The 12,239-nt window shown below is 61.8% G+C and carries 13 protein-coding genes and 1 pseudogene; 8 read left to right on the top strand and 6 right to left on the bottom strand.

Annotated features, from left to right (window positions below):
* A pseudogene (locus MOV61_RS12490) lies at positions 1-391 on the top strand (vitamin B12-dependent ribonucleotide reductase); the annotation flags it as partial.
* 461 nt (positions 392-852) lie between these two features.
* The gene (locus tag MOV61_RS12485) at positions 853-1,698 is read left to right on the top strand and encodes a methyltransferase domain-containing protein (protein ID WP_309493807.1); all 846 of its coding nucleotides are present in this window, start codon (positions 853-855) and stop codon (positions 1,696-1,698) included.
* Positions 1,699-1,946: 248 nt separating this feature from the next.
* Here MOV61_RS12485 and MOV61_RS12480 read toward each other — a convergent pair whose 3' ends face one another.
* On the bottom strand, positions 1,947-2,531 hold the full coding sequence (locus MOV61_RS12480) for a glutathione binding-like protein (RefSeq protein ID WP_247136778.1): 585 nt from the start codon (positions 2,529-2,531) through the stop codon (positions 1,947-1,949).
* Between the two features lie 125 nt (positions 2,532-2,656).
* Here MOV61_RS12480 and MOV61_RS12475 point away from each other — a divergent pair, with 125 nt between their 5' ends.
* The gene (locus tag MOV61_RS12475; RefSeq protein ID WP_151041750.1) at positions 2,657-3,043 is read left to right on the top strand and encodes a helix-turn-helix domain-containing protein; all 387 of its coding nucleotides are present in this window, start codon (positions 2,657-2,659) and stop codon (positions 3,041-3,043) included.
* Between the two features lie 32 nt (positions 3,044-3,075).
* Here the strand turns inward: MOV61_RS12475 and MOV61_RS12470 are convergent, their stop codons facing one another.
* Positions 3,076-3,744, bottom strand: a complete 669-nt coding sequence (locus MOV61_RS12470) for a TetR/AcrR family transcriptional regulator (RefSeq protein ID WP_247136777.1) — start codon at positions 3,742-3,744, stop codon at positions 3,076-3,078.
* A gap of 82 nt (positions 3,745-3,826) precedes the next feature.
* Between MOV61_RS12470 and MOV61_RS12465 the strand changes: the two genes are divergently transcribed.
* The 3 genes from MOV61_RS12465 (at position 3,827) to MOV61_RS12455 (ending at position 6,841) form a co-directional block, all read left to right on the top strand.
* The gene (locus tag MOV61_RS12465; protein ID WP_247136776.1) at positions 3,827-5,089 is read left to right on the top strand and encodes an NAD(P)/FAD-dependent oxidoreductase; all 1,263 of its coding nucleotides are present in this window, start codon (positions 3,827-3,829) and stop codon (positions 5,087-5,089) included.
* Positions 5,011-5,961, top strand: coding sequence for an IS481 family transposase (locus MOV61_RS12460; RefSeq protein ID WP_247136775.1), 951 nt, complete (start codon positions 5,011-5,013; stop codon positions 5,959-5,961). The genes MOV61_RS12465 and MOV61_RS12460 overlap by 79 nt, the downstream gene beginning before the upstream one ends.
* Positions 5,962-6,220: 259 nt before the next feature.
* On the top strand, positions 6,221-6,841 hold the full coding sequence (locus tag MOV61_RS12455) for a hypothetical protein (RefSeq protein ID WP_247136774.1): 621 nt from the start codon (positions 6,221-6,223) through the stop codon (positions 6,839-6,841).
* Positions 6,842-6,953: 112 nt separating this feature from the next.
* On the opposite strand, the gene MOV61_RS12450 is transcribed toward MOV61_RS12455, so the two are convergent.
* The 4 genes from MOV61_RS12450 to ftsZ form a co-directional block, all read right to left on the bottom strand.
* Positions 6,954-7,583: an outer membrane protein gene (locus MOV61_RS12450; RefSeq protein WP_051899688.1), complete on the bottom strand. Its 630-nt coding sequence runs from the start codon at positions 7,581-7,583 to the stop codon at positions 6,954-6,956.
* Between the two features lie 314 nt (positions 7,584-7,897).
* Positions 7,898-8,599, bottom strand: coding sequence for a thioredoxin family protein (locus MOV61_RS12445; RefSeq protein WP_247136773.1), 702 nt, complete (start codon positions 8,597-8,599; stop codon positions 7,898-7,900).
* A gap of 112 nt (positions 8,600-8,711) precedes the next feature.
* Positions 8,712-9,497: a class I SAM-dependent methyltransferase gene (locus tag MOV61_RS12440; protein WP_247136772.1), complete on the bottom strand. Its 786-nt coding sequence runs from the start codon at positions 9,495-9,497 to the stop codon at positions 8,712-8,714.
* Between the two features lie 158 nt (positions 9,498-9,655).
* A complete protein-coding gene (ftsZ, locus tag MOV61_RS12435; protein ID WP_038542227.1) occupies positions 9,656-10,681 on the bottom strand; it encodes a cell division protein FtsZ in 1,026 nt (341 codons plus the stop codon).
* A 218-nt stretch (positions 10,682-10,899) separates the two neighbouring features.
* On the opposite strand from ftsZ, the gene MOV61_RS12430 reads away from it, so the two are divergent.
* Both MOV61_RS12430 and MOV61_RS12425 read left to right on the top strand, forming a co-directional pair.
* Positions 10,900-11,118 carry a hypothetical protein gene (locus tag MOV61_RS12430; protein WP_038542223.1) on the top strand — a complete coding sequence of 73 codons (219 nt, stop codon included), beginning with the start codon at positions 10,900-10,902 and terminating at the stop codon, positions 11,116-11,118.
* Positions 11,119-11,198: 80 nt separating this feature from the next.
* Positions 11,199-12,200, top strand: a complete 1,002-nt coding sequence (locus MOV61_RS12425; protein ID WP_247136771.1) for a ketopantoate reductase family protein — start codon at positions 11,199-11,201, stop codon at positions 12,198-12,200.
* Positions 12,201-12,239 lie beyond the last annotated feature (39 nt).

The raw sequence follows: 12,239 nt of genomic DNA, 5'->3' as shown, positions 1-12,239 counted from the left end.
CGCCCCTGCCCGCGCCTCGGCCGGCACCAACGTCACCGCCTTTGCCGGTGCCGCCGCCCGCAAGCTGGAACCGACCGTCGCCATCTCCACCTCCGAAATCGTCTCCTTCAAGCGGGACTACGAGGAGCGCGCCAAGGAACTCGCCGAAGAGATCGTCGAGGAACTGACCGAAGAACAGGCAGCCACCACGGCCCTCTTCTCCGACAAGGCCGCCGACGAGGCAGCGACCGCGAAGACGGAAGCCAAGAAGGTCGAAAACGAACGTCGCATGCGCTCGATCGCCCAAGGCTACACCGGCAACATGTGCGGCGAGTGCCAGAACTTCACGATGGTGCGCAACGGCACGTGCGAGAAGTGCGACACTTGCGGTGCGACGAGCGGCTGCAGCTGATGAATGTAAATGGCTGATCGAATCGTAGAAACGATCGGTTTGTCCAGAATCAGCCTCATCGAGAATTTTTCAGGCACTCCGGTGCCTGAAAAACTATATGCCTTTTGCAAGACCCGGTGCGGGAGATTGCGCAGCAGGCGGACGTGAGGCCGATCAACTTCGGCATCTACGTCGAAGATGGGATTGAAACGATCCCCGGCCGTCCGACGTGGACGAAGCCAGCTTTGCCCGGCGTGCCCGCACACCCGAGCCAGATAATTCCGACACTTGAGATCAAAACCCATTAAGCCGTGTAGCGCTATGGCAATTTTGCGCCGTAAGCGACCATCGCCCGCGCAGTTCCGCGTGCCGGCAAAAGCGCGCATCCCGTTACGGCATGTATTTGATTGCAAGCTGGTTCAGAGCGCTCATAGTGAGTCACCCGGCCGACCGGGAGGTCTATCATGGAAGGAGCGACGGGCATGCCTGGAAACCTCGATGATATCCGCGACCAGCAGCGCGACACATGGGATCGTTTTTCCGCGGGCTGGAAAAAATGGGACGAGCCGGTTCTCCGCTGGCTGGCCCCGTTTGGTGATGCGATGCTGCGGCTCGCGAACTTGCACGAGCACTCGCACGTCCTTGACGTTGCCGCCGGCACCGGCGAACCTGGCCTTACCGCGGCCGCGATGGTGCCGCGTGGAAGAGTGACGGTAACCGATCTCTCCGAGCGCATGCTGGCGGTAGCCGCCGAGAATGCGGCGCGCCGGGGCCTGTCGAATTTCGAAACCAAAGCCTGCGATGCGGGAGCGTTGCCATTTCCCGATGCACATTTCGACAGCGTTCTGTGCCGCTTCGGGTTCATGTTCTTTCCCGATATCTCGCTTGCGGCTCGAGAATTTGCCCGGGTGGCGAAGCCAGGGGCGCGTATCTGCGCGGCCGTCTGGAGTGGGCCGGACAGCAACCCCTGGGCAACGACGATCATGTCAACGATCGCTCGTCATGTGGAGATGCCTGCGCCACCGCCCGGATCGCCGGGGCTCTTTCGTTGCGCCCCGTCTGGTTTGATGCGCAGCGCCTTCGAGGGGGCCGGCCTCAAGGACATAAACGAGGAGGAAGTGTCGTCCGTCATGACCCACGAGTCGCCGGAGAGGTACTGGGACTTCATGACAGACATCGCAGCCCCAGTGGTGGCGGGACTTGCGAAAGCCGACCCGGAGACGAAAACGCGGATCCGCGACGAGGTCCTTGCTCTGGCACGACAATCCGTTCGGGACGGACAGGTGCAGCTTCGTTCGACCGCGTCTGTAATTGTCGGTACGCGGTAGATTGCCGTCCCGCGGAAGCGGAGGTGGAGATCGGGGAGGCCTGGCCAACGATTGGCTCGGTTGAAATGCGCCCATACAGGGGGCACGCGGACCTGCTGATCGGCTGGCTATGCGCCGCCCCATGACGAAATCTCAACGCACCAAAAGCAGCCGTCGCCCTTTCGCGCGATTTCCGAGCCAAGCGGACCGTCTCTCGCGGTACGCTTGACCCGGAACGTTGTGCGCTCAGTTCGGGCCGGCCGCTCCGATCAGCCCAGTCCTTCCTCGGCGAGCGCCTGGATCACGGAGGGCAGCGCCCGCATGCGGTCGAAGGCCCTGCGGAGGTTTTCCGGCAGGTCGACGCCGCTCTTGGGCGCGACCATCAGGATCCAGAACAGGTAGCAATCTGCAATCGTCATCTCGTCGCTGACGAGGAATTTCTTGTCGCCCATCTGGTCGGCGAGAATAGCGAAGGCTTTCGCAAGCTTTTCGCGGGCGCGCACTTTCTCCGGCTCGGGGAAATCCCTGAAGAAGGGCTGGTAACTTGAATGGATTTCGGATGCCATGAAAGCGAGAGACTCGAGCGCCCGCCACCGAATCATGCCCTCCTTCGGAAGAAGCTTGCCACTCTTTTCGGCGATGTAGTTCAGAATGACCGGGTTCTCCGTGAGAAACACTCCGTCCTCCAGCTCAAGGGTTGGGATATAGCCCTTCGGGTTGATGGACAGGAAATCCCGGCCGTCCTCGGTCTTTCTCTCATGGTTGATGCTCAGGAGCTTGTAGGGGAGCCCTGTCTCGATGAGCGCTATGTGATCGGCCAGACTGCAGGCGGCGGGATAATAGAAGAGGTTCATGGTGGTCTCCTTGTGGTGGACCCGTCTCGGCTTTTCTTGCCAGAGACAAGGTCTACAATGTTGACCACGACCATTTATGTGACCTAAAAATGCCCGTCAAAAGCATATCTTTGGGAGTTGGTCAGATGGATGTGACTGTTTCGCACGCGGAAGCCGATTGCAGAGGGGTGAGTGAAATCCTGAGCCGCGTCGGCGACAAATGGACGATCCAGGTCGTCGTGTCGCTTCGGTTGGGTGCCCGACGGTTCAACGAGCTGAAGCGGCAGGTGGGCGGTATTTCGCAGCAGATGCTGACACGGACGCTCAAGACACTGGAACGCGACGGCCTGGTCGATCGAACCGTCCATCACAGCACACCGCCTCAGGTCCAATATACCTTGACCCCGCTTGGGCATTCCCTGTCGGAAACCGTGCGGCAGCTCGCCGAGTGGGCCGTCATGCACCGGGGAACGATCGAAGATAACCGCCTTCAGTATGACGCCAGCGGAAAGCTGCAAGCTTTTCCGACTTAACGATTTCTCCGCACCCCGGACACCGCGCGGGATTAGCTCGGCATCCCGATGCCGCGGAGGATGAGGTCGATCCCGGCGACAAAGTCGGCACGGTCGTCATGCTGTGGCAGATAGAGGGCGATGCTTCGCGCGAACGGGAACTCGTCCGGATCCAGCCTGGACCACTCGTCGGCGACCTCCTCCAGGAATTTCGATCTGTCGAGACCGTGCTGCCCCGCAAACTGAGCATTGGCCGCGTTCTGTCCGCCGACGCCGAGGATGTAGCTGAGAATAGCCGAGACGGTCGTCCATTCGGCGTCCTGTGGCACCCCGAGGGCGCGCACCTGCTGGCCCAGACGCTCCAGGATGCGCAATATCGGCATCTTCCCGCCGGCCCGTGCCAGCGCTGAGCCTATCCAGGGATGTTCGTCCATCGCATCGAACAATCCGACGGCCAGGGCGCGGATTGTCGCCCCGGGCATGGCACCGCCCTCAGCCGCGTCCAAGGTTCGAGCGACGACGGCGTCGCAAGCCGCCGTCAGCAGATCGTTCTTGTTCTCGACGTGCCAGTAGATCGCCCCGGCGCCGGTCGCGAGCGTCTTCGCGAGCGCCTGGAATGTCAGCCCCGTCTCGCCATCGCTGTCCAGGATCCTGATCGCCGCGTCGATGATGCGATCCCTCGTGAGGGAATCCTGCCGTCTTGTTCCAACTGCTTTCTTCATGCCGTCACCTTGACATATATGGAACGTCATTCCAAATATGGAATGTCATTCCATTGTCGTTCTGAACTGCGAAAGGCTCGTCATGAGTACACATGTCGCCATCATCGGCGCCGGCCTCGGCGGCCTGACGCTTGCCCGCGTCCTCCACGTTCACGGCATCTCCGCCACGGTCTACGAGGCGGATTCTTCAGCGAGCGCGCGTCCTCAAGGCGGCATGCTCGACATCCACGAGTTCACCGGCCAGCTCGCGCTGAAGGACGCTGGGCTCCATGAGGAGTTCGTAAAGCTCATCCATCCCGGAGGTCAGCAGTCACGCGTCCTCGACAAGCACGGCAACGTCCTCATGGACAATTCCGACGACGGCACGGGCGGGCGCCCGGAGGTGCCGCGCGGGGAGTTGCGCGGGCTCCTACTGGAGTCGCTTCCCGGCGGCACGGTCCGCTGGGCAAGCAGGCTTGTGGCTGCGTACCCACTTGGCGGCGGACGTCACGAATTGGAGTTCGCGGATGGCTTCAAGGTCACCACCGACATCCTCGTCGGGGCAGACGGCGCCTGGTCGAAGGTGCGCGCCCTCGTCTCCGATGCGAAGCCGACCTATGTCGGAACGACGTTTGTGGAAACCTGGCTGTTCGACGCCGACATGCGCCACAAGGCGAGCGCCGAGGCGGTCGGCGGCGGCTCGCTGTTCGCGCTGTCGCCGGGCCAGGGCATCATGGCGCATCGCGAGCCCAATGCGACGCTTCATGCATATGTGGCGCTGAACAAACCGAAGGCGTGGATCGACGGCCTCGACTTCTCCGACTCAGCGTCTGCCACGGCCCGGATCGCGGCCGAGTTCCACGACTGGGATCCGGCACTGACGGCTCCCATCACCGATAGCGAGACAGCTCCCGTGGCTCGTGTCCTCCATCAGCTTCCACAAGACCATCGATGGGATCGGGTCCCGGGAGTGACGCTGCTCGGCGATGCCGCGCACCTGATGATACCGTCCGGCGAAGGGGCGAACCTCGCGATGTACGACGGGGCGCAGCTCGCCAAGGTGCTTGCCGCCAACGGCGCAGATGTCGAGGCTGCACTGCTGGCCTACGAGACGGATCTCTTTCCTCGTAGTGCCGTGGCCGCTGCCGAAGCCACCCAACTCGTCGGGACACTGTTCGGCGGCAACTCGCCTCACGGGCTGGTCGAGGCGTTTCTCGATAATGGACTAGGGTGTTTGATCCCGGCATTTGATGGTGCATCATTTTCCTTGGCATGGAGGGAAGCACTATGGGCCAGGTTTTACATGGGAGCGCCACGACGACAGAGGCAGTCCGTCGAGCAATACAGAATAGTGAAGAGAGCCTGAGAGCGCTTTCGAAGCGGTATGGGATCAACCAGAAGACGGTCGCCAAATGGAAAAAGCGGACGTCATTGGCCGACCTCCCGACAGGCCCGAAGGACCCACATTCGACAATCCTTTCCCTAGAAGAAGAGGCTGTTATTGTCGCCTTCCGCCGGCATACGTTGCTGCCGCTCGATGACTGCCTCTACGCTCTTCAGCCGACAATCCCGCATCTGACGCGGTCGTCCTTGCACAGGTGTCTGCAGCGCCACGGCATTTCACGTCTGCCGGAAGTCGAAGGCGACAAGGAGCCGAAGAAGAAGTTCAAAAGTTACCCGATCGGCTATTTCCACGTCGACATTGCCGAGGTGCAGACGGCTGAGGGCAAGCTCTACCTGTTTGTGGCGATTGATCGAACATCCAAATTCGCGTTCGCTGAACTCTATGCCAAAGCCGGCAAGATGAACGCGGCGCAATTCCTGCGCAATCTCATCGCAGCGGTGCCCTACGCCATTCATATCGTCCTGACCGATAATGGCATTCAGTTCACCAACCGAGCTTGTGATCGAAATGCCTTCCAGCACATCTTCGACTGGGTCTGCGACGACAACAGCATCGAGCATCGTCTGACCAAGGTGAAGCACCCCTGGACCAACGGACAGGTCGAGCGGATGAACCGAACGATCAAGGAAGCCACCGTCAAGCGCTTCCACTACGACGATTATGCGCAACTGAAAAAGCATCTGGCCGACTTCATCGACGCGTACAATTTCGGGCGCAGGCTCAAGACGCTAAAGGGCCTCACGCCCTACGAGTTCATATGCAAACGGTGGACTTTGGAGCCGGATCGATTCATCATCGATCCAATCCATCAAATGCCGGGACTAAACACCTAGGTTCTTAGATAAGTCAGCTGGACGGACCTCGCCATTTGCCGCAGACACAGGACAGAACACCGCGTCCGCCGCCGCTCGGGAACGGCCCCTTGAGACCAAGGTCCCCGCCCCCACCCGACCTTGGTCCCGAAGGCAGGATCATTGGTCCTAATCCCATGGATTTATATTCGCCGCTGCTCCAGAATGCCCGGCATCTGAAGGCCCTGAAGCGCGGAGCGTCTCCCGGTTTGGGCAGGGTATATCGAGGAGATCGGTGACTATGAACAAGGTCCTCAAGAACGGCATCGTTGTCCTGGCGCTTGCTGCAGTCTCCGTCGGCGGCGGCGTAGCCGGATTTTCAGACCTCGCTTTCGCCAAAGACGGAAACGGTGGTGGAAACGGTGGTGGCCACGGCGGTGGAAACGGCGGCGGCAGCGGCACCGATCGCGACAATCTCTCGAACCATGGCCATTCCGGCAAGAGCCGGTCGACCTCAGCCAGTCTCGGCTCCGGCAAGGAGCGGACGAAGAAGGATGCCCACCGACAGGTCTCGAAGGTGACGCCCGCCGAGAAAGCCAAGCCGCAAGCCTCTAAACTGACTGGTCTCAACTCGCTGCGGCGCAACTTCCACGCCTATCTCAACACCAGCGATCCGCGGATGACCTCGCTTTCGGCCTATATGACGGCCTATGCGCAATACGAGAAGACGAACGGCATGGCCCCGGCAGCCACGGATCCCGAACTCGGCGAAGCTGCGCTGCGCGATGCACTGAAGGATTTCGCAGGTGCCCCGGTGAGCGACGAAGCTTTCGGATGGGCGCAGGACGAGCTTGGCGTCGGTCCGGCGGTCGGCAAGATCGATCAGCTCCGTGACCATCTCGACACCCAGGCGGCTCGCTGAGAACGCCGCTATAAACCGCCAGCGCCGCGCGCCTTTTCGGCGCACGGCGCTTTGAGTTTCTCTAGCGATAAAATCCCGCCACCGTATCCGACCGATCCGGCGGGCTTGCGTCCTAGAACTTGTAGTTTACGCCAGCCTTGAGCGTCTGGTCGCGCACGTCGGTCCTGGAGGAGACGCCGCCGGAGGTGCTGCGGACGTCGTTGGTCATGGTGTAGTTGTATTCGACCCGGGCCGACAGGTTGTCGGTGAGCTTCTGCTCGACGCCGGCGCCCAGGACCCAACCCGGCTTCCAGCCGTCCGGACCGGACGTACCGTTCTTGCCGCCGAAGCTGGTGAGCGCGGCGCCTGCGGTGCCGTAGACAAGCGTCTGATTGAAGCCGACGCCGGCCTTGGCCTTGGCCGCGACCCGGCCCTTTTCGGTGATCTTGCCGCCGGGCACGCGGCTTTCGACGTTGCCGAGATGCGAAGCTTCGATTTCCGCGCCAACGACGCCGGAATCGAGGTCGATATTGTAGCCGCCGTGACCGCCGAGAACGAGGCCCTTGTCGCCATCGAACGGGTTCAGCTTGCGGGATGCCATGCCGAGATCGGCACCAACATAGGCACCACCCCAGCCCGCCTTCGGCGCGCCGGCAGGTTCGTTATAGGTCGGCGGCTCGGAATAAGGCGCCAGGTCGGCGGCCCAGAGAGGCGTGGCAGCGAATGCGGCGAGGATCGCCAGGGCGAATGGCCTGTTGTTCATGGTCTTGGTCTACTCCGTACAGCGCCTGCATCTCAAACATCAGCAGGCGGTTACTCAAAGGTTACACACCGCGCGACGGTCACGTTCATCCCACCCAAGCCCTTGAGGCCCGGACCGCCGGCAAGTTTCCATTCATTTTTCATGAATTCATAAACACTTCCTTAATCCGCAGGCCACGAGTGCCCAACAGCCGATCAACAAGTGTAACAGTCTCGGGAGCAAGCCTCGGTGCCGGCGAGATATGAAGCGGCATCGCCCTGAACCGCTCGATCCGGATGGGGCAGACATCAATAGACTTCACCCTCCGCTCTTCATCAATCCGTCGCAGCCGCGAGAATTTGGCCACCATTGCGTTCCTGAACGAGCAGAGCACGTTTCTGGTTGGACTTTGCCGCCGGCATCGTCAGACTTTGCGCCTTGCCGTTCCACAGCCCGAGATGCGTCAGTTCGCGCACCACATGCGCATGGGGCAATGTCTCGCCGGCATTTTCGCCGCGTGCCACGGGAACCTCGATAAGGCCCGCATCATAACGGACCAGCCAGATATCGGCAGGCGAAGCCGGTTTGCCGCCGCCCTCGATCGCGGCCGTATCGCCTTTCAGGCTGACCGCAGGTCCGGCAAGCGGCTTTTCTGCCGCAATCAGGCTACGAACTTCACCAAGATCCTGCCCGACAGTCGAGGTGCGACCGTTAATAACCATCTGCGGCGTGAACGGGCTCGACTGACCCAGCGCCGGTTCGTAGATCGCCTGGCGCCGCGTGAACTCCTCCCTGCCGAAAATGTCCTTCCAGCCGAGGTAGTCCCAATAGGTCACGGCGAAGCTGAGCGCCAGGATGTCGGGATCGCGGCTCAGCTTGACCAGATTGGCATTGGCGGGCGGGCAGGATGAGCAGCCCTGGCTGGTGAATAGCTCGACCACGACCGGATTTCGCGTGCCGGCCAGGGCAGGTGCTGCACCTAGGAGGCTCAGGGACAGTGCGGCGAATGCGAGACGAAAGGAATTCTGGTTGTTCACGGGGGTGCTCCTTGCAGCATGGCCATTGCAGCCTCATTCGCGGCAGGCAGCACCCCGGTTACAGGCTCACGCTTTAGTGACCATTCGGACTGCGTGGCCGCTCTTTTCGCGTCTAGGGTTTACCGGCGCGGATATGCAGGAAGATCGGTGCCACGCGAGTGTCGGCGACAACCGGTTCGGCCTTCGCCACCTCTTCGGATGCCATCGGCTCGCCGAAGGCCTCGATCACCAGTCCGGCGCCGACGACCATCGACACCCAGGTGGTCAGCGTGCGGTGGAAACGCGGTACCGAAAACGGCGTCAGCTTCGCCCGCTCCTCGGCCGGAATTTCAGAAAACAGCCAGCGTTCGATCCGCCCGTCCGTTTCGTCGAAATAATCGGCGATCTGCACCGCCACCGCCTCTCCGCTCTCATCGCGGATATTCTTGCGCGTCGGCGGCACGAAACAGGGATGCAGGATCGAGAACTGCAGGAAACCGCCCGGCTTCAGGATGCGGTAAATGCCCTTCAGCACTTGGCGCTGATCGGCCATGTCCATCATCGACATGAAGGCCGTGATGAAATCAAAACTCTCGTCCGGAAAGTCGATCCCCTGCCCGTCGCCGAGCGCATAGGCGATGCCGAGCGGATCGGCAGCCTCGGTCTCGCGGGCGTAGCGGATGAAGGTCGGGGCGATGTCGAGGCCGGTCATCTCGGCGCCGAGCCGGGCGACTGAGCGGGTATTGGTGCCCTCGCCGCAGCCGAGATCGAGGCCTTTCAACCCGGCAACCGGCGGCAGCATGTCGAGAAAGGCCGGGGTGTTCAGCACGTCCCGGTATTTGTCGTAACCGGCCCGCGAATAGATCGTCCAGGTCTCGGCATTGCTCTCCCAATGGGAGCCGACATCAGTCGCATCCATGCTCTTCCTCCTCTCAATCGTCGAATGGGCGGCGAGCTATATCCGCGACGGATGACAATGAAAAGACGTCGGAACCCGGAAAGCAGAAGCCTTCCGGCAGCAAAAACCGCCGGAAGGCTTCTGTTGGAACGAATCTCCTGGCCCGGAGGCCGGGGCGGTTACTGCAGCGTGCGCTGGAACGTCTGCATGTCCGCCGGGGACCCCGGAGCAATGCCCGCATCGCCGCCGTCGAGGCCGGTCGCGACGACGGAGACACGGAACTTGCCGTCGAGGCTGCGGTCGAAGATTGCGCCGACGACGATATCGGCATCGTCCATGACCTCGTCGCGGATGCGGCTTGCGGCTTCGTCCACTTCGAACAGGGTCATGTCGGAACCGCCGGAGATCGAGATCAGCACGCCCTTGGCGCCCTTCATCGAGATGTCGTCGAGCAGCGGATTGGCGATCGCAGCTTCCGCGGCGAGTAGCGCACGACCGTCGCCGGAGGCTTCGCCCGTGCCCATCATCGCCCTGCCCATGCCCTTCATCACCGATTTCACGTCGGCGAAATCGAGGTTGATGAGGCCTTCCTTGACGATCAGGTCGGTGATGCAGCCGACGCCAGCAAACAGCACTTTGTCGGCGGTCATGAACGCGTCGGCGAACGTGGTCTTGGCGTCGGCAATACGGAACAAGTTCTGGTTAGGAATGACGATGACGGTGTCGGCGGCGCGGCGCAGTTCCTCGATGCCGGCATCGGCCGTCTTCATGCGGCGATTGCCTTCGAAGGTGAAGGGCTTGGTGACGACGCCAACGGTCAGGATGCCGGCATTGCGGGCGGCCTGGGCGATGATCGGCGCCGCACCGGTACCGGTGCCGCCGCCCATGCCGGCCGTCACGAAGCACATGTGCGAGCCGGACAGATGATCCATGATCTCGTCGATCGATTCTTCTGCTGCAGCGCGGCCGATCTCCGGCAGCGAGCCGGCGCCGAGACCTTCGGTCACGTGGGCGCCGAGCTGGATGCGGCGGGATGCCTTGGAAGTCGCCAGGACCTGTGCGTCGGTATTGGCGGCGATGAAATCGACGCCTTCCAGCTCCTCGGCAATCATGTTGTTGATGGCGTTGCCACCGCCGCCGCCGACGCCGATCACGGTGATCTTCGGCCGCATTTCGGTAATCTGGTGTTTTTTGGCGTCCGTCATCGCAATCTCCTTGGCATCGGCACCCGCCGGCCGGGCGGCCTCGTGGCACCCGAATCACATGTATTTTAGCTGGGCAACAAGGCAGAGGCTTGGCGAAAGAACAAGCTTTGAGCCGCAGAAACCGTCCGAATGAAATTTTCCACAAGTTGCGTGGAACTTTTCCCGCTCACAGCAATTGTGAGGATTCGATCACAAAAGAGAGAGGAGCCGCGCGTATCATGCCTACGTCCGCTGCACGTACGTCTATTGCCCCGCCGGATGAACATATCCTCACCGTTCAGGAGGCCCTTGAACCGCTCTTTCTTGCGCTCGAAGAGGAAGCGGAGATCAAGATGATCGCCGCCGCCGTCAAGGCCGGCTGGTCTGTCGAAGACGCCGTCACCGCGATCGACGAGCTTCGCCGGACAGAGCTCGTATCCGCCAGCTGGGCCCATTGACCCATCACAAAAACTCGTTCGCCTGAATCCCGAAGATGTCCTAAACCTACCGCACTGCATATAAGCGTTGCGAGGATATCATGACCATCAGGAATATCTGCATCTATGGTGCGGGCGCTCTCGGGGGCACGTTTGCGACGAAGATTGCCAACGGGCTTGGCCCTGAGGCGGACGTCTCCGTCGTGGCGCGCGGCGCACATCTCGCCGCCATCCGCGACAAGGGCCTGACCGTCGAGCCGGGGGGCGATGCCGCGCCGCTCCGTGCGCGTGTCACCGCCACCAGCGATCCGTCGGATCTGCCGAAACAGGACCTGATCATCACCGGTCTCAAGGGACACCAGCTTGCCGATGCCGCCGAGGGCCTCGCCGGCCTTCTCAAGGAAGGCACTCGGATCATCATGATCCTGAACGGCATCCCGTGGTGGTATTTCCATCGGGACGCGGAAAGCGGGCATGCGGAACGCCAGCTTTCGGAGCTCGATCCCGAGGGAAAGCTGTGGCGGCTCGTCGGGCCCGAACGGGTGATCGGGTGCGTCGCCTATCAGGGTGCCGAGGTAATCGAGCCCGGCACTATCCGTCTCAACGGCGATGGCCGCTTCTTCCTCGGCGAACCCTCCGGCGAGCTCTCGCAGGACCTCCAGTCGATCTCGGCGCTTCTCGGCCGCGCCGGTCTCAACATCCTGCCGACCCAGCGGATCCGGGACGCGATCTGGACCAAGCTGATGGGTAATGCCGCCTACAACCCGATCAGCGCGCTCACCCGCGGCCGAATGAACAGCATCATGGAAAACGCGGCGCTGGTCGAACAGGTCGGCAAGGTGATGACGGAGACCAGGGCTGTCGGCGAGGCGCTTGGCGCGGTCTTCAGCGGCAGCGTCGAAGAACAGCTCAGCCGGTCGGGCGGTTTCGGCCCCGTCAGGACCTCGATGCTGCAGGACCTGCTCGCCGGCAAGGCGCTGGAGATCATGCCCCTGACCGGTATGGTGGTGGCGTTCGGAAAGCTCGCCGGCGTGCCGACGCCGACCTGCGAAACGGTGTTGGCGCTGACCCTCCAGCTCGACCGCGAAAACCTCAGAAACTGATTCAAGGTTTTATGAACCAGAATCCGCAAACCCACACAA

The sequence above is a fragment of the Neorhizobium sp. BETTINA12A genome, assembly GCF_023006485.1.
Lineage (GTDB): Bacteria > Pseudomonadota > Alphaproteobacteria > Rhizobiales > Rhizobiaceae > Neorhizobium.
The sequence above is the reverse complement of the archived record's forward strand: the minus strand, read 5'-3'. Positions and strand labels throughout refer to the sequence as shown.